The 23,928-nt window shown below is 74.3% G+C and carries 22 protein-coding genes; 8 read left to right on the top strand and 14 right to left on the bottom strand.

Annotated elements, in window-relative coordinates; translation table 11 throughout:
• Window positions 1-96 precede the first annotated feature (96 nt).
• A complete protein-coding gene (locus tag ACTWP5_RS05400; RefSeq protein ID WP_443219562.1) occupies window positions 97-1,368 on the top strand; it encodes an aminotransferase class I/II-fold pyridoxal phosphate-dependent enzyme in 1,272 nt (423 codons plus the stop codon).
• Between the two features lie 10 nt (window positions 1,369-1,378).
• The gene (locus ACTWP5_RS05395) at window positions 1,379-2,164 is read left to right on the top strand and encodes a zinc finger protein (RefSeq protein WP_443219561.1); all 786 of its coding nucleotides are present in this window, start codon (window positions 1,379-1,381) and stop codon (window positions 2,162-2,164) included.
• A 34-nt stretch (window positions 2,165-2,198) separates the two neighbouring features.
• Here ACTWP5_RS05395 and ACTWP5_RS05390 read toward each other — a convergent pair whose 3' ends face one another.
• Window positions 2,199-3,155 carry an endonuclease/exonuclease/phosphatase family protein gene (locus ACTWP5_RS05390; RefSeq protein ID WP_443219560.1) on the bottom strand — a complete coding sequence of 319 codons (957 nt, stop codon included), beginning with the start codon at window positions 3,153-3,155 and terminating at the stop codon, window positions 2,199-2,201.
• A 288-nt stretch (window positions 3,156-3,443) separates the two neighbouring features.
• On the opposite strand from ACTWP5_RS05390, the gene ACTWP5_RS05385 reads away from it, so the two are divergent.
• Window positions 3,444-4,424: a chitinase gene (locus ACTWP5_RS05385; RefSeq protein WP_443219683.1), complete on the top strand. Its 981-nt coding sequence runs from the start codon at window positions 3,444-3,446 to the stop codon at window positions 4,422-4,424.
• 43 nt (window positions 4,425-4,467) lie between these two features.
• Here ACTWP5_RS05385 and ACTWP5_RS05380 read toward each other — a convergent pair whose 3' ends face one another.
• From ACTWP5_RS05380 to ACTWP5_RS05350, 7 genes are all read right to left on the bottom strand, one after another.
• Entirely contained in the window at window positions 4,468-5,280 is an 813-nt protein-coding gene (locus ACTWP5_RS05380) for a creatininase family protein (RefSeq protein ID WP_443219559.1), read from the bottom strand.
• A gap of 17 nt (window positions 5,281-5,297) precedes the next feature.
• Window positions 5,298-6,812, bottom strand: coding sequence for an FAD-binding oxidoreductase (locus tag ACTWP5_RS05375; RefSeq protein WP_443219558.1), 1,515 nt, complete (start codon window positions 6,810-6,812; stop codon window positions 5,298-5,300).
• A gap of 204 nt (window positions 6,813-7,016) precedes the next feature.
• Complete coding sequence (locus tag ACTWP5_RS05370; RefSeq protein WP_443219557.1) at window positions 7,017-8,201, bottom strand: hypothetical protein; 1,185 nt, start codon at window positions 8,199-8,201, stop codon at window positions 7,017-7,019.
• Between the two features lie 167 nt (window positions 8,202-8,368).
• A complete protein-coding gene (locus ACTWP5_RS05365; RefSeq protein WP_443219556.1) occupies window positions 8,369-9,187 on the bottom strand; it encodes an ABC transporter permease in 819 nt (272 codons plus the stop codon).
• A 179-nt stretch (window positions 9,188-9,366) separates the two neighbouring features.
• Window positions 9,367-10,431 (bottom strand): ATP-binding cassette domain-containing protein, encoded by a 1,065-nt coding sequence (locus ACTWP5_RS05360; RefSeq protein ID WP_443219555.1) that lies wholly within the window; start codon window positions 10,429-10,431, stop codon window positions 9,367-9,369.
• A 190-nt stretch (window positions 10,432-10,621) separates the two neighbouring features.
• On the bottom strand, window positions 10,622-11,854 hold the full coding sequence (locus ACTWP5_RS05355; protein WP_443219554.1) for an amidohydrolase family protein: 1,233 nt from the start codon (window positions 11,852-11,854) through the stop codon (window positions 10,622-10,624).
• Window positions 11,841-12,914, bottom strand: a complete 1,074-nt coding sequence (locus tag ACTWP5_RS05350) for an MBL fold metallo-hydrolase (RefSeq protein WP_443219553.1) — start codon at window positions 12,912-12,914, stop codon at window positions 11,841-11,843. The genes ACTWP5_RS05355 and ACTWP5_RS05350 overlap by 14 nt, the downstream gene beginning before the upstream one ends.
• 326 nt (window positions 12,915-13,240) lie before the next feature.
• Between ACTWP5_RS05350 and ACTWP5_RS05345 the strand changes: the two genes are divergently transcribed.
• Complete coding sequence (locus ACTWP5_RS05345) at window positions 13,241-13,894, top strand: helix-turn-helix domain-containing protein (protein ID WP_443219552.1); 654 nt, start codon at window positions 13,241-13,243, stop codon at window positions 13,892-13,894.
• Between the two features lie 79 nt (window positions 13,895-13,973).
• A complete protein-coding gene (locus ACTWP5_RS05340; RefSeq protein ID WP_443219551.1) occupies window positions 13,974-14,792 on the top strand; it encodes an alpha/beta fold hydrolase in 819 nt (272 codons plus the stop codon).
• A gap of 62 nt (window positions 14,793-14,854) precedes the next feature.
• On the opposite strand, the gene ACTWP5_RS05335 is transcribed toward ACTWP5_RS05340, so the two are convergent.
• A complete protein-coding gene (locus ACTWP5_RS05335; protein ID WP_443219550.1) occupies window positions 14,855-15,865 on the bottom strand; it encodes a GlxA family transcriptional regulator in 1,011 nt (336 codons plus the stop codon).
• Between the two features lie 71 nt (window positions 15,866-15,936).
• Here ACTWP5_RS05335 and ACTWP5_RS05330 point away from each other — a divergent pair, with 71 nt between their 5' ends.
• Both ACTWP5_RS05330 and ACTWP5_RS05325 read left to right on the top strand, forming a co-directional pair.
• Entirely contained in the window at window positions 15,937-16,740 is an 804-nt protein-coding gene (locus ACTWP5_RS05330; RefSeq protein ID WP_443219549.1) for a DJ-1/PfpI family protein, read from the top strand.
• Window positions 16,741-16,908: 168 nt separating this feature from the next.
• Window positions 16,909-17,514 (top strand): dihydrofolate reductase family protein, encoded by a 606-nt coding sequence (locus ACTWP5_RS05325; RefSeq protein WP_443219548.1) that lies wholly within the window; start codon window positions 16,909-16,911, stop codon window positions 17,512-17,514.
• A gap of 104 nt (window positions 17,515-17,618) precedes the next feature.
• On the opposite strand, the gene ACTWP5_RS05320 is transcribed toward ACTWP5_RS05325, so the two are convergent.
• Window positions 17,619-18,347, bottom strand: coding sequence for a phosphotransferase (locus ACTWP5_RS05320; RefSeq protein WP_443219547.1), 729 nt, complete (start codon window positions 18,345-18,347; stop codon window positions 17,619-17,621).
• 577 nt (window positions 18,348-18,924) lie between these two features.
• On the opposite strand from ACTWP5_RS05320, the gene ACTWP5_RS05315 reads away from it, so the two are divergent.
• Window positions 18,925-19,398 (top strand): carboxymuconolactone decarboxylase family protein, encoded by a 474-nt coding sequence (locus tag ACTWP5_RS05315; RefSeq protein ID WP_443219546.1) that lies wholly within the window; start codon window positions 18,925-18,927, stop codon window positions 19,396-19,398.
• A 73-nt stretch (window positions 19,399-19,471) separates the two neighbouring features.
• Here the strand turns inward: ACTWP5_RS05315 and ACTWP5_RS05310 are convergent, their stop codons facing one another.
• The 4 genes from ACTWP5_RS05310 to ACTWP5_RS05295 form a co-directional block, all read right to left on the bottom strand.
• Complete coding sequence (locus ACTWP5_RS05310; protein ID WP_443219545.1) at window positions 19,472-20,827, bottom strand: cytochrome P450 family protein; 1,356 nt, start codon at window positions 20,825-20,827, stop codon at window positions 19,472-19,474.
• 236 nt (window positions 20,828-21,063) lie between these two features.
• Window positions 21,064-21,441, bottom strand: a complete 378-nt coding sequence (locus tag ACTWP5_RS05305; RefSeq protein WP_443219544.1) for a nuclear transport factor 2 family protein — start codon at window positions 21,439-21,441, stop codon at window positions 21,064-21,066.
• 109 nt (window positions 21,442-21,550) lie between these two features.
• Window positions 21,551-22,729 (bottom strand): hypothetical protein, encoded by a 1,179-nt coding sequence (locus ACTWP5_RS05300; protein WP_443219682.1) that lies wholly within the window; start codon window positions 22,727-22,729, stop codon window positions 21,551-21,553.
• A 165-nt stretch (window positions 22,730-22,894) separates the two neighbouring features.
• Window positions 22,895-23,914, bottom strand: coding sequence for a helix-turn-helix transcriptional regulator (locus ACTWP5_RS05295; RefSeq protein ID WP_443219543.1), 1,020 nt, complete (start codon window positions 23,912-23,914; stop codon window positions 22,895-22,897).
• Window positions 23,915-23,928 lie beyond the last annotated feature (14 nt).

Genomic DNA, 23,928 nt, shown 5'->3' with positions numbered 1-23,928 from the left:
CCCTACCCTCACCCTCACCGTCTTCCAACGGTGCGCACCGCCGTGAGGACGCAGCCGCATCCCCGAAACGGTCCCACCCAACGCGTGAAGGAACCGATGTCCGACATCTTCTCGAAGTGCCGCGAGTGGCCGGGAGCCCGGCAGGCGCGTGCGGTGCGCGACACCGGAACGTACCCGTACTACCGCGTCGTGAGCGAGAACTCCGGCGGCGGTGAGGTCGTGGTCGAGGGCCGCAGGATGGTGATGGCCGCCTCCAACGACTACCTCGGGCTGGCGGCCGACCCCCGGGTGCGGCAGGCCGCCACCGAGGCGACCGCCCGGCTGGGCACCTCCTGCTCCAGCTCCCGCCTCCTCAACGGCACCCTCGCCCTCCACGAACGCCTGGAGGCCGAACTCGCGGCCTTCCTCGGCCGCGACGCGGCGCTCGTGACGACGACCGGCTTCCAGGCCAACCTCGTGCTCTCCTGCCTGCTCGGCCGCGACGACGTCGTCCTCCTCGACCAGCACTGCCACGCCTCCCTCATCGACGCGGCGCGGCTCGGCGACGCCCGCTTCACGCGCTTCCGCCACAACGACCTCGACCACCTCGCGCGACTGCTGGAGCGCGGCGACCCCGGCACGGGGCGGCTCATCGTCACCGAGGGGCTGTTCTCGATGACGGGCGACCTGGCGGCGCTGCCGGAGCTCGCCGAGCTGGCCGCCAGGTCGGGCGCCAGGCTGGTGGTGGACGGCGCCCACGACACGGGCCTGCTGGGTGCCAACGGGCGCGGCGCGGCCGAGCACCTCGCCGCCGAGGCCGGCGTCGACCTGGTGACCGGCACCCTGTCGAAGTGCTTCGGCTCCCTCGGCGGCTTCCTCGCCGGGTCGGAGGACGTCGTCGACTTCATGCGCCACCACGGCCGCGCCCTCATATACTCCGCCGCCGCCCCGCCCGGCGCCCTGGCCGCCGCGCTGGCCGCGCTCGACATCGTGCGGCGGGAGCCCGAGCACCGCGAGCGGGCGCGGGCCCTCGCGGCCCGCCTCCACGGCGGGCTGCGGTCCCTCGGCTACGACACCGGCGCGGGCGACTGGTCGGTGGTGCCCGTCTTCGTCGGACAGGACGCGGCCTGCCTGCGCCTGTGGAACGCGCTGTTCGACGCGGGCGTCTTCGCCCACGCGATACTGCCGCCCGCCGTGCCGCCGGGGCGCGCGCTGGTCCGCCTCTCCCTGACCGCCGCCAACACCGACGAGCACGTCGAGCGCATCCTCGACGTCTTCGCCGCCTGCGCCCGGTGCGCCCCGGAGATGCCGACGGTGTCGGGAGCCCCGGGCGTGCCGGCCGACACGGCCGACCTCCCGATGTCCGACGCCGCGTCGTCGACGGCGTGACCACCGCGCGGTGACGGCGGCGACGTGGCGGTGCGGCGCCTGCGACACGTACAACGACGCCGACGCCGAGCGGTGCATGACCTGCGACACCCCGCGCGAGGCGCCGCTGCCCGCGGACGGCTGGCGCTGCCCGCGCTGCGACGCCGCGAACGACACGCGGCAGCTCGTCTGCGGCGCCTGCGACGCGGTCGTGCCCCTCGACGAGCTGCGACGGCTGCTGCGGACCGGCGTCCTCCGCGAGGACGAGGAGCCCCCGACCCGCCGCGCCACGCCCCGTCCCCCACGCGCCGCGCCGCCGTCCCCGGCGCCGGGGCCGCCGGTCGACAGGCCGGGAACGCCCCTGGCGCTGCGCCTCGTCGGAGTCGCCATCTTCCTGTTCCTCGCCTACGCCGCGGTGCTCCTGGCGTGGGCCGGCCTCGACGGCGTGCTGACGGGTGGCGGCGGTGACGGCGGTGACGGCGGCGACGGCCCAGGCGCCGCCGCCACGGCCAGCGCCGCCCCGTGCCCGGTGGAGGTGCAACGCCACATCGGCCGCGAGGCGACGCTGGAGGCGGCGTACCGGGGGACGGGCGGCATGCGGATCACCCTCTGCCGGGCGGTCGCCACGGACGTGCTCACCTACGTCGAGTGGTCCGTGGACGACCCGGACGCGCTCTTCGTGGGCGAGGCCCACGAGACCGCCGGCGGCTACGAGGTCCCCAACTCCCTGGAGCGCTACGAGATCGACGGCGAGGAGTGGCGCCTGGTCAGGGACGGCGAGGTCGTGGAACGGGTCCGGCTGACCCCCGAGGGCTGACCACCGGCGCGCTGGGCGGGGCCAAGGACACGGCCTAGCGGGGCATCAGCAGCTCCGCGACGACCGGCAGGTGGTCGGACGCCTCCGGGTCGAGGGTGACGACCTCCGCCGCGAGGGGCCGCAGGTCGCGGGAGGCGAGGACGTAGTCGATGCGGGAGGTCGGGTCGACCGAGCCGTAGGTGAAGCCGTCGCCGTCGCCGACGCGGGGCCACGGGTCGGGCAGCGCGTCCGTCAGGGTGCGGATCTCCGGCGCCCCGGGGCGGGCGTTGAGGTCGCCGACGAGGACGGTCCGACGGGGGTCGCCGCCCAGCAGTTCGACGATCCGCGCGGCCTGCTGCTCCCGCTCGACGTTGTCGTTGTGCTGGAGGTGGGTGACGGCGGCGGTGAGGCGGGTGCCGCGGACGGCGAGCGTGGCCTGGAGCAGGCCGCGCTGCTCGTGGCCGGGGAAGAGCGGCAGGTGGGTGTTGCGCCAGGACAGGACCGGCCAGCGGGAGAGGATCGCGGTGCCGTACTGGCGGCGCGGCGCGCCGGGCTCGGCCGGGTCGAGGTCGAGGTTGGCGCCGTAGACGTGGTGCATCCGCAGCCGCCGGCCCAGCCACGCCGGCTGGTCGACGAGGCCGCTCCGCTCCGACCAGTGCCGGTCGACCTCCTGGAGGCCGACGACGTCGACGCGCAGGGCCGCGATGACGCGGGCCACGCGCTCCAGGTCGAGGACGTCGGCGGGGCTGGCGCCGTGGTGGATGTTGAACGTGGCGACGCGCAGGCGCCGCGCGGCGTGGCGCGAGGGGGCGGAGGGGGCGGAGGGGGCGGTGTCGACGCCGGCCGCCGCCGCGGGTGAGGCGGCGGCGAGGCCGAGGCCCGCGCCGAGGCCGGCGGCGAGGCCGGCGAGGACCCCGCGGCGGCTGGGCCGGGCGCGAAATCCGTCGTGAAGTCCGTCGCTCTGTCTGTCGCTCTGTCTGTCGTTCGGTGTGTCGTTCGGTGTGTCGTTCACGGCCGCCAGCGTCAGCGCCGTCGGCGAACCCCGGCGTACGCGCGCGTGAACCGCCGACGTCCTCCCGGCGTCGGCTGCGGCGGGTGCCGCCCCGCGCGCCGTTGACAAGTGGCTGGCGCGGCGTCAGATTCTGTCCCACACCGTGCCACCGTTCCCCTCCACCCCCCACACCCTGTATCCGGAGGCGAAGTGGACCACCCCTCATCCCGCCAGGCCCGCGTCCGCACGCGTGCGCGCGGACTCCTCCCGCGTTTCTCCCGCTCCCGGCCTCGGCCCCGCTCGCGGTGGCTGGCCGCCGCCCTCACGGCCGCGCTCGTGGCCGGTGGCCTCACGGCCGCCACCGGCACCGCCACCGCCACCGCCACCGCCGACCCCGCCCCCCGGGCCGTGCCCCGGCACGCGCTGACCGGGTACTGGCACAACTTCGACAACGGATCCGTCCTCCTGAAGCTGCGGGACGTCTCCGACGCGTACGACATCATCGCCGTCGCGTTCGCCGAGTCGACCGCGACGCCGGGACAGATCGACTTCAGCCTCGACCGCTCGCTCGGGTACGCCTCCGAGCAGGAGTTCAGGGACGACATCGCGGCCAAGCAGGCCGAGGGCGTCTCCGTGGTCCTCTCCGTCGGCGGCGCCAACGGCACGGTCACCGTGAACGACCCGGCCTCGGCGCAGGCGTTCGCCGACAGCGCGCTGGCGCTGATGGCCGAGTACGGCTTCGACGGCATCGACATCGACCTCGAACACGGCATCAACGCCACGTACCTGACGCAGGCGATGGAGCAGATCCACGCGGCCGTCGGCGACGACCTCGTCTACACGATGGCACCGCAGACCCTCGACATGCAGCACACCGGCACCGAGTACTTCCAGCTCGCGCTCAACACCAGGGACTTCCTGACGGTCGTCAACACGCAGTACTACAACAGCGGCTCGATGCTCGGCTGCGACGGCCAGGTCTACTCCGCCGGCAGCGTCGACTTCCTCACCGCGCTCGCCTGCGTCCAGCTCACAGGCGGCCTCGCGCCCTCGCAGGTCGGCCTCGGCGCTCCCGCCTCGCCCAGCGCGGCGAGCTCGGGGTACGTGGAGCCGGCCGTCGTGGTGGCCGCCCTCGACTGCCTGACGCGGGGCACCGACTGCGGCCGGTTCGTGCCCGACCGCACCTATCCGGACCTGCGTGGCGCCATGACCTGGTCGGTGAACTGGGACGCGGCCGACGGCCACACCTGGTCCGGGCTGGTGGGCCCGCACGTGGACGCCCTCCCGTAGCGGCGTCGGACGGGGGCGGGCGCGGTCGCAGCGGGCGACGCCGTCACCCCCGCCCGGTCGGCCGCTCGTGGGTGTCGAAGCGGAAGCGTGCGCACTCCCGCAGGGCGGCGGCCGTGCGGGCGGCGGCGTCGGCCACGAGGACGCGGCCGAGGTCGGCCGTCGCGCCGGTCGGGTCGCCGACCACGCCCGTCGGGGAGAGGTCGTCGCTGGTCCAGCCGAACGCCACGGGCCTGCCGAAGCCGACGTGCTCGTACGCCGCGAGGTGCTCGGGGACGTGGCGGCGGGCGAGCGACATGTCGACCAGCTCGGGGTGGAGGTGGAGCATCGCGGAGGTCTCGGTCAGGCCGGCGTGGATGCCCGTGCCGAGCTCGCCCGAGTCCTTCGGCGCGGGGAGGGAGACGGGGAGCAGGAACGTGAGCAGCCCGTGGTGGACGCGCAGCTCGCGCAGGGCGACGCCGAGGAGGGCGGTGTTGCCGCCGTGGGCGTTGAGGAGGGCCAGGCGGCGGATGCCGCTGGCGGCCAGCGACCGGCCGAGGTCGTCGAGGACGGCGAGCAGCGTCGTCGCGCTCAGCCAGAGCGTTCCCGGCGACCAGGCGTGCTCGTTCGACTTGGTGTAGGTCAGGGGCGGCAGCAGCGTGACGTCGCAGGCCCCGGCCCCGGCCCCGGCCCCGGCGTCGACGGCCGTCGCCAGGCGGGCGGCGCGCTCGGCGACGGCGACCGCGATCAGGTGGTCCGTGGCGACCGGCAGGTGCGGGCCGTGCTGCTCCAGCGAGCCGACGGGCAGCAGCGCCACCGTGTCCGGCGGCAGGGCCGCGACGGCCGGGGCCGACAGCTCGGCGAAGCGGGTGAGCGGCATGGCGGCGGAGCCTCCGTTCACCGGGGGAGGAGCTTGCCCGGGTTGAGCAGGCCGAGGGGGTCGGTGGTGCGGGCGGTGGCGCGGACGAGGTCGACGCGGCGGTCCACGTACCAGTTGTGGACGTCGTGGACGCGCACGCCGAGGGCTTCGAGGGACTCGATGCCGTCGTAGACGGTGGCCTCGTCCTCGTAGCGGGCCATGAGCATGCCGACGGGGCCGCTGCGCATGCCCTCCAGGTGGAGCACGGTGTCGGGGTAGACGGCCTTCACGGCCGCCGGGTCGCCCAGCAGCACCTCGCCGCCGATCTCCAGGTGGAAGTAGCCCTCCCTGGCCTTCATCAGGTGGTAGGTGGGGTGGTTGAAGGAGAGCGAGGAGACCAGTCCCGGGCCCTGGGGGGCGGGGCGGGTCGCGAGGACCCGGCCGCCGTGGCGTTCGACGACGGCGCGGGCCTCGGGCAGCGCCGCCTCCTCGACGATGGCGCGGACGCTGATCGAGGTGGGGTCGAGCGCCGGGTCGGGGGCGAAGGTCTCGACGAGGGCCGGCTCGTCGAGGGAGACCAGGCGGGGCGCGGGGTCGAGTGCGACGAGCCCGGTCAGCGCGGCGGTCGCCGCGCGCCACCCGGCGGCGCCACGGGTGTCGTCGACGGCGTCGGCCGGGAAGGCGGCGAAGAACCCCGTCCACGCGCGGGCCGCCTGGAGGCTGACGGTGGCCGTGGCGATGATCCCGGTCGTGCCGTAGGCGTGGATGTACGGCAACGCGTCCGCGCCGCGCACCGTGAACGGCGTGGCCTCGGCGGTGCAGGGCACCACCGTCAGCTCCCGCACGAAGCCGTCGGCGGTGGTGCCGTGGACCAGCGAGCCGGTGCCTCCCGAGCCGCCGGAGACGAAGCCGCCGATGCTGGTGCCGAAGGTGGAGGGGTACATCCACAGCTCCTGGCCCAGGGTGAGGGCGTGCGCCTCCAGCTCCGACAGCCGCGCGCCCGCCTCCGCCCTGATCCAGCCGTCGCCCGCGTCGAGGATCCGCGCGCAGCGGCCCAGGTCGAGGACGGCGCCGCCGGCCAGCGGTATGGCCTGGCCGTAGTTGCCCGTGCCCTTGCCACGCGGGGTGAGGGGAATCCGGTGGCGGTGGGCGAGGGCCACCACGTCGGCGATCCGTTCGTGCGAGGCGGGGCGGAGCACCACCTCGGCGCGTCCGGCGGGGAGCCGGGCGGCCCGTTCGGTGAGGATGGGCGACATGTGCGCCCAGTCGCGCGACGCCCGCGTCAGCGCCGCGTCGTCGCGGACCACGGCCCCGGCGCCGAGGAGTTCCGTCGCCTCGGCGCAGAACTCCTCGATGCCGGGGGTGGTGGGGCGCCCTCCGCTCCCGTTGCCCCGCCCGTTCCCGGCGCCGCCGTGCGCGTCGCCGTCGTCGCCACCGTCGGCCCCGTCGGCCCCGGCGGGGGGTCGGGGGCGCAGCCGCTCGTCGGGGACGAGCTCGGTGAGCCGGCGGATCTCGCTGGCGGACAGGGTCGCGGGTCTGGGGTTAACGGTCATGGAGGATCACCGGTTCTCGCTTCCGCGTCTCGTCGGATCTCGTCGAATCTCGTCGTGTCGCGTCTCGTCGATCTGTTGTGTCGGACTCTTCTGTCGGTCTCGCCGTGTCGGCCGCGTCGGGTCGACCGCGTCGTGTCGACCACGTCGGGTCGGCCCCGTCGGGTCGTCGGGTCGGCCGCGCCGTGCCGCGCCTCGCGCCCGCCGTCAGCGGAGGGAGACGGACGTGTCGATGAAGTCGTTGGTGGCGAGGTCCTCGGCCGACAGGTCCTCGGGCAGTTGGGCGCCGGAGGCGGTGACGATCGGGGTGAACTTCTCGCGCGTCGCGTCCACCCGCTCCATGTCGAAGCTGCCCACCGAGCCGTCGGCGCCGTTGGTGAGGAGTTCGAGCTCCACCATCTGCTCGGCGCCGAACAGGCCGGTCTCCTCGCTGTACACCCAGCCCGCGTCGTACTCGGTCACGATCTCGGCGATGAGCTCGACCGTGGGCGCCGGGTCCTCGGCGAAGTCCACCGTGGACTGCTGCATCAGCGGCACCAGCTTGGTCAGGCAGGGTTCGAGGGTGTCGAGCTCCGCCGAGCGGACCGACAGGGCCTGCGGGTAGACGCTGTATCCGACGTCGGCCAGGAGCTGGTACTCGACGGGGCGTCCCCAGGCGCTGACCTCGTTCTCGTAGACGTACGGCTCGGTGGTGGCGTACCCCTGCTGCGCGATGCTCGGGTCGGCGACGAAGCGGGAGGGCGAGCCGTCGTAGCTCGCGTCGAGCTGCTCCTCGCGCACGAGCCCGTCGGCGACGAGCATGGGAGCGTACGAGCTGCCCTCGACGTAGACGACCTTCGCGTCGGACTCGCCGATGTCGTGGATGGTCTGCCAGTCGGGGTGGGTCTCCGGGTCCCACATCAGCATCTGCGGGCTCTTGTCCATTAACGCCATCACGGCGGTGACGGGCCGGTCGTTGGCGGCGTTCATCGCGCCGTCGGTGGAGACCATGCCGAGGGTGATCTCCTGCTCCAGGTACATCTGGGAGGGGATGTTCTGGTAGCTGATCGCGGCGCCGCCCGCACGCACCTCGATCTCGACGCCCGTGTTCACGTTGTCGACGACCAGCGGTCCGGTGATCGTCTTGTTGCCGGTGTTGACGGTGTACCCGGGGCCGACGAGGTTGTAGATCGGCCCGTGTTCGGCCTCCGGCATCCAGTCGGTCTGGACGACGATGGTCTCGGGGCACACGTCGCTCAGGTCCTGCTCGGCGGTGGGGTCGGCGAGCGACTCCGCGTCGAGGGTGTCCGACTCGCCGTCGTCGCCGCAGGCGGTGGCCGTGAGGGCGACGAGGAGCGCCGAGGCGAGCAACGTGGTGGGGGCGCGCCTGGCGCGCCGGGTGCTGAGGGGCATGCAGTGTCCAAAACGGTGGGGGCGGGTGACCCGGCGATCGGCGGCCTGACGCCACCACGGTGCGCTACGACGGGCCACGCGTGGGCAGTGTGCACGGTATGTATCGTTACGTACCGTGATCGTGCGAGGTCGTGCAGACGTGCGATACCTGATGAGGCGTCGACACTCTAACGGGCCGACCCAGAGCCGTGCCACGAGCCCACCGCCAGGCGGTTGACGAGGGAGAACAGCGCGAAGACCACCACGCCGAAGAGGGAGGCGAGGATGATCGACGCGTAGAGGTCCTCCGACTGGAGCCGCTGCCGGTAGGTGTCCAGCAGCGTGCCGATGCCCGGGTCCCCCTGACGGAAGAACATGTCGCCGACGATGGCGCCGATCACCGACAGGCCGGCGGAGGTCCGCAGCCCGGTGAAGATCGACGGCAGCGCGGCCGGCAGCTCCAGCTTCCGCAGCCGCTCCCACCGGCTGGCCCGGTGGAGGGTGAACAGGTCGTGGTGGGAGGCGTCGACGGACTGGATGCCGAACAGCGTGTTGGCGATCATCGGGAACAGCGCGATGATCACGCAGACGATGGTGCGGCTGGAGTAGCCGAAGCCGAACCACATGCCGATCAGCGGCACGATGGCGAGGATCGGCACGGTCTGGAGGATCACCGCGTACGGGTAGAGGGAGCGCTCCAGCCAGCGGGCCCTGCTCATCAACACGGCGGCGAGGACGCCGAGGGCCACCGCGATCACCAGGCCGGTGAGCGCGACGCGGGCGGTCAGCGCGAGCGCCTCCAGCTTCGGCTCCAGCTGCTCCCAGTCGAGGAGGGCGACGTCCACCACCTCGTGGGGCGGCGGCACCAGGAACTGCCGGTCGGGCTCCAGCATCACGTAGCTGACGAGGTACCAGATACCGACCACGACGGCCGCCGAGACGAGCGGCGGGCCGACGGAGACGAGCACCCTGTACGCCAGGGAGCGCGGGCGCTCGGGAGGCGGCACGGCCGTCCCGGCGGACGCCTCGCCGCCGGGGTCCGCGAAGCCGCCGCCCGACGGCGGGGAGGCGGACGGCGAGGCGGCGGACCCGGCGGACCCCGGGGACGAGCCGGACGAGGACCGGGACGAGGACCCGGACGACGACCTGGACCTGGACGACGACCTGGACTTGCGCGTGAGCGTGCTCACTGGGGCGAACCTCCCTGCACGGCTGGCTCTCCCGCCCCGTCGCGCAACGCGGCCGAGACCTCGCCGGCGATCCGGGCGAAGGCCGGGTCGTAGCGGAGCTCCGGCGGGCGGGGGTGGGGGAAGGGGACGTCGAAGGCGGCGACGACGCGGCCGGGCCGTGCGGTCATGACGACGACGCGGCTGGCGAGGAAGGTCGCCTCGATGACGGAGTGGGTGATGAACAGCCCGGCGAAGCGCTGTTCGGACAGGATGCGTTGGAGCTCCTCCTGGAGCCGCATCCGCGTGATCTCGTCGAGCGCGCCGAACGGCTCGTCGAAGAGGAAGACGTCGGGACGGGTCATCAGCGCGCGGGCGAGGGAGACGCGCATCCGCATGCCGCCGGAGAGCTCGCGCGGCAACTGCCGCTCCGCGCCCTCCAGCCCGACGAGGCGCAGCGCCTCGCGGGCGCGGGCGCGGCGCTCGGCCCGGCCGACGCCGGTGAGCTCGGCGGGGAGTTCGACGTTGGCCAGCACGCGGCGCCAGGGGAGCAGCGTCGGGTCCTGGAAGACGTAGCCGAGGGATGTGCCGCCCACGTGGACGGTGCCGGCGGTGGGGGTGTCCAGGCGGGAGGCCAGGCGCAGCAGCGTGGACTTGCCGCAGCCGGAGGGGCCGACGACGGCGACGAACTCGCCGGGGGCGACGGACAGGTGGACGTCGGCGAGGGCGGTCGTGCCGTTGGGGAACCGCTTGTGGACGCCCTCGAAGCGCAGCGCGGCCTCAGGGGCGGCGGCACGGCCGGCGCCAGGGTCGGGCCCCTGGCCGGGCACGGGGGCGGCCCCGGGTTCGGGGCGGGGCGCCGCCGTCCCACCGCCGAGGCGCAGCGTCGCCTCGGCGTCGTAGCGCGACGCCGCCTGCCCGGGGGTCTGCCCGGCCTGTCCGGGGGTCTGCCCGGTGGCCTGGCCGGGGACCTCGTCGTGCGTGTCCTCGACGACGGTGCCGCTGGTGCCGGGCGCCGGAACAGGCGCCGGGTCGGGCGAGGGGCCGGGAGCCCGGTCGGGCTCGGTGTCGGATCCGGTCGTCATGTCCGCACCCTCCTCTCACTTGTGTCTCTCGGTACAACCGCCCCACGGACGGCGAATGTTGACAGCATGAACATCATCTCTCCCGTCCGCGCCGCCCGCTCCCCCTTTCCACCCCTTGCCACGCCCCTCCACGCCCACGCACACTTCCCGCCGGCTTCTTCACGTCACGGCTTCACGTCACGGCCTCAGGTCACAGCAGCTCGCGGTGGACGCGCGTTCTGCTGACGACCCGCCCGGCGCGGAAGGTCACGCGGTCGGCGCAGGCGCTCGACAGCGCCTCGCCCAACGACCCGGCGCGCACCGCCAGCAGGTCCGCCACGGCGCCCTGCCACGGCCCCGCCGCCGGCAGGCCGAGCACGGCGCGGGCCGCGTTGGTGACGGCGTGCAGCGCCTCGTCCGGCGTCAGGTGCGCCGCCGCCACCAGCAGCGCGGCCGTCTCCAGCCCGTCGAGCCGGCCCACCGGGTTGAACGGGTCGCGCACGTTGTCCCCGCCGGCCGCGACGGTCACCCCCGCGTCGAGCAGGGCGCGGACCGCCGTCAGCCCGCGGGGCGTCGAAACGGGGTGGTCGCGGCCCTGGAGGCCGAGGTTGGTCAGCGGCAGCGCGACGACGCCGACGTCCGCGGCGGCCACCTCCTTCGCCAGCCGGGCGGCCTCCGCCGCCGGCAGGACGCCGAGGCTGACGCAGTGACTCGCCGTCACGCGCGGCGGGCGGTCGTCGGGGCGCGCCGCCAGCCGGGCGGCCAGCAGCCGCAGGTCGCCGGAGCGCGGGTCGAGGTTCTCGTCGGCGTGCAGGTCGACCGGCACGCCGAACTCCCCGGCCAGCCGCAGCGCCTGGTCGACGGCGGCCACCGGGTCGGGCGCCAGGTGGGGGCAGCCGCCGAGGACGTCGGCGCCCAGCCACAGCGCCTCGCGCAGCAGCGCGTCGGGCGCGTCGCCGTGCAACACGGCGACCTGCACGGCGATCCGCGCCCGCACCGCGTCGTCGTCACGCAGCCGCAGCAGCGCGCGCAGGCCGCGCAGCGGATCCTCGCCCGGCAGCACGTCCACGTGGGTGCGGACGGCGGTGACCCCGTTCATCACCAACTCGTCCAGCGCGCGACGGGCGCGACGGGCGATCTCCTCCTCCGTCACGCGCTCGGCGTACGCGCGCCAGGCGGTGATCGCGGCCGGCAGGTCGCCGGGCGGGGCGCCGACCAGTTCCCAGCTGAGGGCCTTGTCGAGGTGGGCGTGGGGCTCGGCGGGAGCCGGCAGCAGCAGGAAGCCGCTCAGGTCCATGCCGACGGTCTCGTTGGGGCCGTCGTTGCCGCCGGGGCCCGGGGGCAGCTCGCCGGGGAGCCCGACCTCGCGGACCAGGCCGTGACGCTCGCAGAGCAGCAGGTCCCGCACCGTGCCGTCGGGCAGCCGGGCGTTACGCAGCAGCATCCGGGGTCTCCCGTCCTCTCTCCGCGCCGTGCGGGGCCTCCGCGCCGTGCGGGGCTTCCGCGCCGTGCGGGGCCTCCGTGCCGCGTGGGGCTTCCACGCCGTGCGGGGCCTCCGCGCCGCGTGGGGCGGACGCGTCGCCGTCCCGGCCGCGCGGCTCCTCCGCCGGCTGCCAGAAGCCGTCCGCGACGCCCTCGGTGAGCACGGCGAAGCCGTCGAAGTCGTGACGCCGGCACTCGACGCCGAAGGCGTCCGAGCCCCTGACCGCCCGCGTCCTCCCGTCCCGCACGGCCGCCAGGGCCGCCGCCACGTCGGCGACGAACCCGGGTCCCGCGCGGTGGCGCAGGTTGTGCCCGAGCAGGGCGTGGGTCACGGGCAGTTCGGCGAGGCGGGCGGTGGAGTCGGCGAACGCGGCCACGTCCGAGCCCGGCAGGTGCGCGGCGAACACGCCGCTGACCAGGGTGTCCCCGGCCAGGAGTAACCCCGTCTCCGCCTCCCACAGGCAGATGCCGTCGGGCGAGTGCCCGGGGGTGTGCAGCACGGTCAGCCGTCGTCCGCCGAGGTCGAGCACCTCGCCCTCGCGCAACGGGCGGGTGGTCGGCACGGCCTCGATCCGCCAGTCGGAGAGGTCGGGCACCGGCCGCACCGCGACGCGGGAGCCCGTGAGGAAGAAGCCGTGGTGGGTGTCGAGCGCGTGCAGGCCCTCGTAGCGGCGGCGCACCGTGCGGGCGACCTCGGCGTACCGCTCCAGCCAGGCGCGGGGCGCGGGCTCGGCGTGTGCCTGGGCGCCGGCCGGGTGGGCGGCGAAGTCCTTGGCGAGGCCGCGCAGCGAGGCGTTGCCGCCGCGGTGGAGGTGGCCGTGGTGGGAGTTGACCACGAGGAGGGGGAGGGGGGTCAGGGCCCTGACCTCGTCGCCGATGGGCGCGATGCCCGTGCCCGTGTCGAAGAGGAGGGCGAGGTCCTCGCCGAGGAGGAGGTAACTGTTGACGTGCCCCGGCTCGGCGAGGAGGAACGCGCCGGGCCCCGCCTCGCGCACCGCGAACCAGCCGCTCCCGCCCGTCACACCGGCTCCGGCCCTGCGGGCTGGGCCCCTGCGGGCTGGGCCCCTGTGGGTCGGGCCCCTGTGGGTCGAGCCTGGGCGGTCCGGGCCCGCGCGGGTTCGGGTCGTGCGGCGACGGGCCGCGGACACGCGTCGAGGGGATCGACGTCGGTGGCCGTGGCACGTGCGGACCGGAACGCGCTGGGCGGTGCGGCCGACAGCATCGGAGACTCCCAAGGCCGGGTACGATGTTGATCGTATCAACATCGAGTCTACGGCGGGTGCATGTCTCCCACGTTTCACGGGAGTTACGCGGCCGGCCGTCTGACCAGTGAGCCTAGGATCGCCCCATGTCGGCCCCACGTGACCAGAGGAGTGAGCCGGACGGCGCCCAGCGCGCCGAACTCGGCGCCGCTATCCGGCGGTTGCGCAAGGACAAGGGTATGACCCTGGTCCAGCTCGCCCAACGCGCGGACCTCTCCCACCCCTTCCTGAGCCAGCTGGAACGCGGCCTGACCCACCCGAGCATGCGGTCGTTGCACCGTATCGCCCTCGCGCTCGACACGACACAGCAGCGGCTGCTCGCCACCTCCGTCCCCCTGCCCGCCGACACCGGCCGCGGTCCCGGCTGCCCCGGCGTCCGCGTCGTGCGCGCGGGCGACGGCGAGGCGGTGCCCAACGGGGTCGGCACCGCCCGCGTCCTCGGCACCGCGCACCTGCGCGTCCACCCCGTCGAGTTCCGCGGCCTGCGCACCGCGTACGGCGACTACTACGACCACCCGGGGGACGAGTTCCTGTACATCCTCAAGGGGGAGGTCGAGGTCGAGATCGTCACCGAGGGCGGCGGGCCCGAGCGGCACGAGCTCGCGCCGGGCGACAGCATCAGCTACCTGGGCGGCACCCCCCACCGCTGGCGCGCCCTGGCCAACGGGCCCAGCGACGACGTCCGCCTCCTCGCGGTCCAGCCCACGCCCCCCGGCGACCCGCCCTGCAACAACGACTGACCGCCTGACCGCCCGCCTCCCTCACACCGACCTCGCCCTCGCCCTCGCCCTCGCCCTCACCGGAACCGGGACCGCCCCCTTGCCGTCGCCGCCGCCACCCGAGTCCTTCGTCCACCTCCGTGGCCGCCGCTTCGCCTACCTCGACCTCGGCCCGCCCGACGCGCCCGTGCTGTTCGCCCTCCACGGCCACTTCGGGCGCGGCCGGATCTTCGCGCCGCTCGCCTCGGCCCTGTCCGACCGCTACCGCGTCGTCGCGCTGGACCAGCGAGCCCACGGCCTGTCCGACAACGGCGCCGAGCCCGGCGGCCTGACACCCGAGGCGTACGTCGAGGACGCCGCCGCGTTCCTCCGCGCCCTCGACCTCGCCCCGGCGGCCGTCCTCGGGCACTCCATGGGCGGCGCCGTCGCCTACCACCTCGCCGCGCGCCACCCCGACCTCGTCTCCGCCCTCCTCGTCGCCGACATGACCGTGCGCAACGAGGAGCCCGAGACCCACCCCGTGCTGGACATCACCGGATGGCCGCGTCGCGCCGCCTCGCGCGACGCGCTGCGCGCCGCGATCGAGGCCCACGGCATCCCGGACGCCGGCTACTTCCTCGACAGCGCGGTCGCGTTCGCCGACGGCTGGGGCCTGCTCTTCGACGCCGACGACATGATGGCCTCCCAGCGCGCGCTGACCGGCGACCTCTCCGCCGCGTGGACGGCGTCGCGGCAACCGGCGCTCCTGCTGCGCGGCGCCGACAGCTTCATCCTCACGCCGGCCACGGCGGGCTGGATGGCCACGGCCCGCCCCCACACCACCCTCGTCGAACTCCCGGGCTGCGGCCACTGGCTCTACGCCGACGACCCGCCCGCCTTCGCCGCGGCCGTCGGCGCCTTCCTCGACGCGCTTCCCTGAACGGCCCGGCCCTGCCTGGACCCTTTCTGGTGGTTCTTCCTGACGCTCTTCCTCGCCGGGCGTCAGCGACGCGTCGCCTGGCTGCCCTGGCTCCCTTGGCTGCCCTGGCTGCCCTGGCTCCCCTGACGGAACGTCCGCCGGTACGCGGACGGGCTCGCCCCCACGCGTCGCCGGAAGTGGGTGCGCAGCGAGACCGCCGAGCCGAAGCCCGTCACGCGGGCGATCTCCTCCACCGGCAGGTCGGTGGTCTCCAACAGCTCCCTGACCCGTTCCACCCGCGCCCACAGCAGCCACCGCAGCGGCGTCGTGCCCGTCTTCTCGCGGAAGCGACGGTGGAGGTGACGCGGACTCAGTCCGGCCTCGCGGGCGATGTGGGCGAGCGTGAGCGGGCGGTGCAGGTTGCGGTGGAGCCAGTCGAGCGTGGCGCGTAACGGGTCGTGGTCCGTGGCGGGGTGCCGCACGTACTGCGCCATGCCGCCCTCCCGCCGCACCGGCACCACGAGCGCCCGCGCCGCGCGGGCGGCCACCGCCGCGCCGTGGTCCAGGCTGACGAGGTGCAGGCAGAGGTCGATCCCCGCCGTCAGGCCCGCCGAGGTCAGGACCTGGCCGTTGTCCACGAAGAGGACGCCCGCGTCCACCTCGACCGTCGGGTACGCCGCCGCCAGGCGCTCCGCCTCCAGCCAGTGCGTCGTCGCGCGACCGCCGTCGAGCAGCCCCGCCTCGGCCAGCAGGAACGCGCCCGTGCAGATCGAGGCGATCCGGACGCCCCGGTCGCGGGCCGCGCGCAGCAGGGCGAGCACCCTCCGCGCGGCGGGCTCGCGGAGCGCGGAGTCCCGGCCGACGCCGGGTACGACGATCGTGTCCGCCGCCAGGGCCGCGTCGAGGGGGTGGGTGGGCACGAGGTCGAAGCAGTGGACGCCGGCGGCCATCGACCGCACGGGCGCGTCGCCGCAGACCCACACCTCGTAGGGCGGCGCGCCGTCGGGGAGGCGGGTGACGGCGAACGCCTGGCAGGCCGCCGCGACGTCGAAGCCGACCGCCCCCGGCGGTGCGAGAACGGCCACGGTCCGCATGGCAGGAACCTATCGAAGCGCGTCACGGGCGCGTCTGTCGGCTCGGGGGCCCTCGTTGCCACCCTCGACCCATGGGACACGACACGTTCGACCGCAGAACGCTCCTGCGCGGGGCGACCCTCGCCGGCGCCGCCGGAGTCGCCACCGCCACCACCGGACTCGCCGCCACGTCGGCGTCGGCCTCGACCGCCTCGACCACGGCCTCGGCCACCGCCTCGACGGCTTCGTCGGCTTCGTCGGCCGCGACCGCGTCGCGGCACACCGGACCCCTCCGCATCCACGTCGTCCTCTTCGACGGCGTCGAGGAGATGGACTTCGCCGCCCCCTACTACGTCCTCGGTCTGGCGGCCGGCCACAGCCCCGACGGCGGCGAGATCCACTACGTCACCGCCGACGGCTCCCGCTCCGTCACCGCCTCGCAGGGGACGCGGGTCCGGGTCGGCCACCGCTGGGCGCCCGAGGAGGCCGACGTGCTCGTCGTGCCGGGCGGCGGCTTCACCGACGGCGACGGACCGGGCGTCGGCGCGGAGATCCGCCGGGGCGTGCTGCCCCGCGCCCTGGCCGAGGCGCCGCGCCCGGGGCTGACCATCGCCTCCGTCTGCACCGGCTCCGTCCTGCTGGGCGCGGCCGGGCTGCTCAGGGGCCGGCCCTGCACCACCCACCACGGCGCGTGGGACAGCCTGGAGGAGTACGGCGGCGTCCCCACGCGCGCCCGCGTCGTCGACGACGGCGACCTCGTCACCGCCGGTGGCATCACCTCCGGCCTCGAACTCTCCCTCTGGCTCGCCCGCCGCGCCCTCGGCCCCGACGTCGCGCTGCACCTGGAGTCCATGCTGGAGTACGAGGCCCGCGGCACGGTCTGGACGGCGACGTGACCGGGGCCGACGCGAGCACCGCCCGCGTCGCGACGCGGTGACGGCGGCTCGTCGGACGAGACGATCGGCCGCCGCGTCACGGGTTTTCCCGTCACCTCACGGCGCGGCCGATGAGTTTGGGGCTCCCGGCCGGTCATAGCTCGTGACACCCCAGGAAAGGACACCGTCATGTCGGAGCTTCTCGTCGACTTCATCACCTCGCTCGACGGCTACGCGTCGGGGGAGGGATGGCCCGGGTTCTGGGGCCTGGAGGGCCCGGAGTACCTCGCGTGGCTCGGCGAGCAGCCCGAGGTCACCTACCTGATGGGAGCGAACACCTACCGCCTGATGTCGGGCTTCGCCGCCGGGGAGGTCCCGGCTGGCCAGGACGAGTTCAGGCCCGAGGAGGAGGCGTCCGTCGACGAGCTCACGCAGGCGTCCAAGGTGGTGTTCTCCTCCTCGCTCCAGGAGCCGCTGACGTGGGCCAACTCCACGCTCGTCCGCGACGACGCCGTCGAGGCGGTCCGCGCCATGAAGTCGAGTGGCTCGGGGCTCCTCAGCACGATCGGCAGCCTGAGCCTCGCCCGGTCCCTGCTGCGAGCCGGGCTCGTCGACCGCTTCCGGGTCGTGATGTTCCCGGTGATCACCGGGGCCACGGGCGCGGAACGCATCTACGACGGCTATCCGGACGTCGCTCTCGAGATGGTCGAGCACCGGACCTTCGACGGCCGCATCCAGCTGGTCGAGTACAAGCCCCGCGTGCTCGAGCACCCGCCGCTCGGCGCTCCCGCGTGACGTCGCCCCCGTCCGTCGGTCCGGACCGCCGCCAGGCCGGCGGGCGCGGCGCGGGCTGAGAGAGACACAGGCTGATGCGCGACGTTCGCGCGCCTCGGCATGGGTCACAGGTGGGTGGCGGCGAGGGTGTGGGCCTCGGTGGTCCAGGTGGCGAGGTGGCGGAGGACGGCGGCCCGTTCGGCGTACAGGTGGTGGGGGTCGGGGGTCTGGCCGTCGTAGATGACGTGCCGCTCGCGGGCGGCGCGGGCCACCATGCCCGGGACCAGCCAGGACCACTTCACCGCCGTGATCACCATGCCGAGCCGGAGCAGGCCGGGATCCACGCGGCGGCCGGCGGGGCCGGAGTCGCGGACGCCGCTGACGTAGCCCTCGAAGGCGGCGGCGTCCAGTGCCGGGATCTCGGCGGCCGGACGGATCAGGTCGAGCGCGGTGTCGGAGACGAGGTTGCCGACGTCGCCGCCGAGCGGGCCGTGGCCGGCGAGGGCCCAGTCGATCACGGTGAGCGGGCCCGGCCCGTCGTGGAAGAGGTTGTTCGGCCAGAGGTCGTGGTGGCAGAGGGTCTGCGGCAGCGCGTCGGCCCAGCGCAGGAACAGCTCCCGTTCGGCGTGGGCGCGCCGGGCGTAGTCGCGGATCGTGTCGTCGAAGTGCTCGGCGACCAGCGGCTGACGCCACGCCTCGTCGTCCTCCAGCAGCGACCAGTCGACGTCGCGGTCCCAGTCGGCGAGGTACGCGCGCAGGAATCCCCGGCTCCACGGCGGCGCGGCGTCCGTTCCCACGGCGCCCGGGTCGGGTCGGAGGCAGCCGCCCTGGGCGAGGCCGAAGCGGCGCGCCACCTCGCCGTAGTCGACTCGCGCGGGTGGTCGCGGCCGACGGTGGCGTCCTCCAGCCAGAGGTCGACGCGAGGGCCGTCGTCCTCCTGGCGTTCGACGGACGCGTACAGCTCAGGCAGCCGGATTCCGCTCGCCGAGTAGGGCGTGGGCAGGCCGCTGGCGTAGATCTCCGGCTCCCGTCGCCAGTACCAGACCGAGTCGGGGTCGGTGCCCCTGCCCGGCCGCAGGACCTTCAGCACGGCGCGACGCCCGTTGGCCGCGGTGACGCGCCAGACGCCCTCGGTCACCCCCGTCCGCGAGCCGTGGGCCAGCGGCGCGGCTTCGCGCACGGGGGCCCCGAGCGCCTCGGCGGCGCCGGCCGCGTGGTCGAAGGTGTCGGACTCACGTGTCACGCGGCGATGTCCTCCAGCACGGGGTCAGCCTACGGCCGGTCACTTCGGGGGCGTGACGAGGAGCGACGCAGGTCACATTCCCGTCCTGTCACATTCGGTCGGCGCGATCGGTCAGTGCTACGAAAGCACGGGGCCGAGGGAGGCAGTGAGCTTCGGCCCCGTCCACGACGCACCTACGGGAGCTCACGATGGACGCTCGTCTGAACCTCTTCGCCAACGAGACCGCCATGAAGGCCTTCAGGAACTTCAACGCCGCGGCCGCCACGGTGGCGAGCACCGGGCTGCCGCTCGCCACGCAGGAGCTGGTGAAGATCCGCGCCAGCCAGATCAACGGCTGCGGCTTCTGCCTGGACATGCACACCAAGGAGGCGGCGCACGCCGGGGAGAGCGCGCTCCGGCTGAACCTCGTGGCGGCCTGGCGGGAGGCCACCGTCTTCACCGACGCCGAGCGCGCCGCGCTGGAGGTCACGGAGCAGGGCACCCGCCTCGCCGACGCCGGCGAGGGCGTCACGGACGAGGCGTGGGCCAACGCCGCGAAGCACTTCGACGAGGGGCAGCTGACCGGTCTGGTCATCCTCATCGCCCTCATCAACGCCTACAACCGCGTGAACGTCATCGTCCGGCAGCCGGCCGGGGACTACCAGCCCGGCCAGTTCGGCTGATCGTCGGCGGCGGCCGGTTCCCGGCTCGGCGGCGGCCGGTTCCGCCGGCCCACGTGGGTTCGACGTGGGGGGCTCACGTGGTCCGGCGGCGGCTCGCGCCGAGCAGGACGGGCAGCTCCAGCAGGTCGTGGCCGATGAAGGAGGGCTGCGGGGGCAGCGCCGAGGCGTCGACCGCCAGGGCGAGGTCGGGGAAGCGGTCGAAGAGCGCGGGCAGGGCCACCTGGGCCTCCAGGCGGGCGAGCGGCGCTCCGACGCAGTAGTGCAGACCGTGGCCGAACGCCATGTGCGCCTTGTCCTCGCGGTCGATGTCGAAGGTCTCCGGGTCCCGGTGCACGGCCGGGTCGCGGCCGTGCGCGCCGAATCCGGCGATGACGGCGTCCCCCGCGCGGATCGTCACACCCTCGCCGAGGTCGATGTCGGCCGTGGCGAAGCGCATCGGGATGTGGACGATGGGCGGGTGCAGGCGTAACGCCTCCTCGATCGCGTCGTCCCAGCGGCGCGGGTCGGCGAGGACGGCGGCGAGCTGCTCGCGGTGGCTGAGGAGTTCGACGACGGTGTGGGCGATGAGGGCCGTGGCGGTCTGGCTGCCGGCGCCGACCATCAGGATCAGGGTGGAGATCATCTCGTGCTCGGTGAGCTCGATCTCCTCCTCGGCCGCCAGCAGCAGGCTCGTCATGTCCTCGGCGGGCCGCTCGTCCCGCTGCGGGTCCCGCTGCTCGCCCTGCCGCCCGCCTCGCTGCTCGCCCTCCCGCTCCGCGCGTTTGGTCGCGATCAGGGTGCGCATGGCCTGGATCAGCCCCTGGTTGACGTCGCTCGACTCCTCCCTGGTCACGTCGGTGGTCAGCACGCGGTCCATGTGGCCGAGCATGGCGGCGCGCTGCTCCGGCGGCACGCCGACGAGGCCGCAGATCACCTGCGTGGGTATGCCGTAGGCGAAGCCGGCGCGCAGGTCGGTGGGGGCCCCGGGGTCGCGCGCCGCCAGGGCGTCGAGCAGGCCGGCGACGACGGACTCGACCGTCGGACGCAGCGCCTCGACGCGGCGCGGGGTGAAGGCCCTGCCCACGACCTTCTTCAGCCGCTGGTGGTCGGGGCCGTCGGCGGTGAACATCGACTCGACGTCGACCCACGGGTAGAGCCACTGGACGGCTCCTGGCCGGTATCCCGGCCAGGAGGTGCGGGGGTTCTTGGAGACGTCGGGATGGGTGAGCAGCCGACGGATCACGTCGCCCCGGGTCACGGACCAGGCGACGACGTTCTCCGGCAGCCGGACCCGGACAGCGGGTGCCGCCGCCCTGAGCTCGCCGGCCTGCTCGTGGAGACGCGGGGCGCCCGTGCTGTCGAGGACCACGGGCTCGGGTAACGGCGACGGTGACGGTGAGGCGGACGGCGACGGTAACGGCGAGGGTGACGCGGACGGCGTGCGGGACATGGCGTGCCTCCCTTGTGGGTGGGTGTGCGGCTACGGCCGGCCGTGGCGCTGAAGGGCGGTCACCACCATGCGGCGGCCCGCCCCCACCCGGAAGGGCCTCCGCTCGGGATCGTGGGGGGAGAGGCGGAGGGCACGCGTGGGGCGAAGCATCGGGGGCGCATACCGCACGCGTTCAGGGGCTCGCGTGGGTGAGGGGTGCGCCCCCGATCGCTCGCTCCGAGGAGGGTCCCTGTCGCTCACATCAGCTCGACGTACGGCGACCGCCACGCGGGGGCGGGGTCGGATCCCACCTCCGTCCAGTACTCCCGGCCCGTCGTGATGAGCCCGTCCCTCACGGTCCAGAACGACGCGACGCGGTGGAGCCCCGCCGATGCGTGCGGCACCTCCACCTCGGAGACCACCGTCACCCCGTCCGCCACGACCCGCAGCACGATGATCGACCAGCCCTCCGGGTACTCGGCGTTGATCCTGACGAAGTTCTCGCGGCCGACGATGCGCTCGCCGCTGGCGGGCCACTCCACCACCAGATCCTCGGCGAGGAGGGCGCCGACCCCCGCCCAGTCCCGATCCTGCATCCGGTCCCACATCTGCCGCACGACCTGCGAAGATTCCATGCCGCCATCCTGACAGGCACCACTGACAGGCAGCGGGGCGTCGGCCGCGCGGTGCGGTGCGCCCGCCGTGCGTGACACGTCCCCCGTGCCGCGCCGGCGGGCGCGTCGCTCACCCCTCGACGGCGCCGTCGCCGGCCGTCGTGTCGTCCATGACGCGCTCGAACGGCGTGGGCGCCTCGCCCGTCCAGCGGTAGAGGTACACCTCCCCCTCCTGCGTGCCGTCGCCCACCGGGCCGCCCTCGGCCACGTAGTAGTAGCCGTCGCCGAGCGCGTCGATGCCGTAGTTGCCGTGGAACTCCCAGCCGTGGGTACCGGTGGCCGGGTCGTGCAGGCCGGCGGGGAGCAGGCTCAGCAGCCGGCCACGCTCCGGCTCCGGCTGGCCGGTGATCTCGCCGCGCTCCGGGCGGGCCGAGCCGTCGACCAGGAAGAAGGAGTAGTTCGGGTACGTCTCCTTCTTCCCCTCGTACACGGCCATGATCCAGTTGCCGGTGTGCGGGTCGTACTGGAGGTTCTGCACGCCGTAGGTGGTGTTGCCGGTGCGGACGAAGTACTTGCCGTCGGTGTGGCGCGGGCCGCTGCGGTGGGGCTGGCTCTGCGTCAGCGGCCGCTCGTAGCGCTCCCAGCGGCGCACGTCGTACTCCAGGATCACCTGGTGGTCGTTGTCGGTCCGCTCGGTGTTGGAGTAGACGCCGTAGGCGACCATCAGCCGCTGCGGGCCGCCGCTGCGGCCGAAGCCCGGGCCGAACGAGACGCCGTCGATGCCGCTGCACCCGTACCGGTGGTCCGGGGTGTTGGCGGTGTCGCCGTCGAAGACACCGTCGCCGTTCATGTCGGCGGTGAAGTCCTCGACGACCTCGGCGAGGTGGACGGTGGTCATCACGCCGTCGGTCTCGGCGTTCATGCCGATCCTGTCGATCTTCGCGACGTCGAAGACGGCTATGTAGAACGCCTCCTCCGCCTTGTACTCCAGCGAGCCGTAGACGCGGCCGTCGTGCGGGCTGAGGTCGATGTCGCCGAGGTGCCCGGTCAGGCCCTCGACGGTGCCGAGCACGGTGCCGTCGAGGTCCGTCTTGACGAGCATCTGGGTGAACGACCAGTAGACGTGGCCGTTCTCGGCGTCGACGGTGACGCCCTGTACATGGCTGGTTGGCCACGCTCCGCCGTGGATGTGGGTCGGCAGCTCGACGCCGCCGACCCGGGGGAGTGAGGCCGGCTCGGAGGCGGGGGTGGAGGCGGTGGAGGGGGCTGGAGCTGCGGCGAGGGCGGCGAGCGCGAGGCCGACGACCATCGCGTAACGCGTCGTGCGCACGGCAGAGTTCCTTTCGACGGGGTCTTCGGGGGGTCAGCGAGGCTGGAGGACCGTCGTAAATAAGCCAAGCGCAGGTTACGTGTAAGTTAACGATATGTCAGGGGGTCACGAGCGGTGGTCGAACCGTTGGGGCCCGCCCGCCGCTCAGCTCCCCGCACGGTGGGAGCCGGACGCCCGGGAGTCGGACGCGCCACGGGCGCCTGACGCGCGGCGGTAGCGTTCGGCCAGGGCGTCGAGGGCGGCGGTCAGCTCGGGGAAGGCGGCCTGGTCGACGGTGAAGTCCACGGCGAGCGTGCCGATCCACACCGCCAGGTTCTCGGGGCTGTCCGCGCCCGAGGTCAGCACGCAGCTGTCCGCGTCGATCGGCTCGACCGTGCCGAAGGTCGCGGGCAGTCGTTCGGCCACGAACTCGGCGGAGGCGTGCACCGTGACCCGCGCCTGGTACCGCCAGAACACGGAGCTGACGCCCCGCGCCACGTAGGCGGCGACGTCCTCGTCAGGCAGCGGGCGGGGCGTGAAACGCGGTCCGGTCGGAGTCCTGACCTCGCCGACGCGGTCCACGCGGAAGGTGCGCCAGTCCTCGCGCGCGGTGTCCCAGGCCAGGAGGTACCAGCGCCGGCCCGAGTTGACCAGCCGGTACGGCTCCACGTCGCGCAACGCGGCCTCGGCGGCGCGCGTCACGTAGTCGAAGCGCAGCCGCTCGTGGTCGCGGGCCGCCGCGACGATCGTCGTCAGCAGCTCGGGGGCGACCCGCGGCGCGTCCCGCCCGGCCGGGACGGCGACGGTGTACGTGGACAGCGCGCTGACCCGGCGGCGCAGCCGGGGCGGCAGCACCTGCTCCAACTTGGACAGGACGCGCAGCGCCGACTCCTCGATGCCGGTGACGGAGCCGCCGGCCGCGGTGCGCATCCCGACGGCGACCGCCACCGCCTCCTCGTCGTCGAGCAGCAGCGGCGGGAGGGAGGAGCCGGCGCCGAGCCGGTACCCGCCGACGGCGCCGCGGGTGGCGTGCACGGGGTAGCCGAGGCGCCGCAGGCGGGCCACGTCGTTGCGGACGGTGCGGGCGGTGACGCCGAGGCGGTCCGCGAGCTCGCCTCCGGTCCACTCGCGGGGCGTCTGGAGGAGGGAGAGGAGGCGGAGGAGGCGGGCCGATGTTTCCAACATGAGATCCAGTGTCT

The organism is Streptomyces sp. 4N509B, from assembly GCF_052245655.1.
Classification (GTDB): Bacteria; Actinomycetota; Actinomycetes; order Streptomycetales; family Streptomycetaceae; genus Streptomyces.
Note: the sequence above shows the minus strand (reverse complement) of the source record. Positions and strands in the feature narration are given on the sequence as shown.